1 pseudogene is annotated in these 532 nt (G+C 29.7%); it reads right to left on the reverse strand.

The annotated features are described in order from the left end of the window. Nucleotides 1-172: 172 nt before the first annotated feature. Nucleotides 173-532 (reverse strand): annotated as a pseudogene (locus IU405_RS01990) (integrase); the annotation flags it as partial.

The following is a 532-nucleotide window of genomic DNA, read 5'->3' on the forward strand; positions in this document are numbered from 1 at the left end:
ACATTGAATAGTCAAGTCTGCCTTTATCTCTTTCGGCTTCTTCAATGCAAAATATTTCAAAATCTACAAATTCCAAAAGGAAGTCTAAAACTTCCTTTTCTTTATCGCTTAACCCAACCATAAGTTTGCGTAATTATTTAAAAAATGTGAAAGTATGAAAAACCTTTATAAATTAAAAATAGTTAGTTAATTCCATAGCTATGTCTTTGTTGCTTTTTCCAATGTATGTTAAAAACATTGCTTCAGTTGTGTGCCCTGTAATATACATTAAAAAAGAGGTTGGTATTTTGCCATAATTGTTCGTAGCAAAAGAACGTCTACCTATATGCGAAGATACTAATTTATGTTTTGGATATATTTGAGTAACTTTTGTTTTTGTTTTGTGGTCAAATAAAGTGCCATGTGTTGGGGTTTCTATTTTTGCTTTTTCGCAAACTTTTTTGATGTGTTCATTATAACGCTGGTCTGAGATTTTTCTTGGGAAATTACCATCATATTTTTTCATTATATCAATGATTTTTGAATGAAGAGG

The sequence above is a fragment of the Polaribacter sp. BAL334 genome (genome assembly GCF_015767435.1).
Classification (GTDB): Bacteria; Bacteroidota; Bacteroidia; order Flavobacteriales; family Flavobacteriaceae; genus Polaribacter.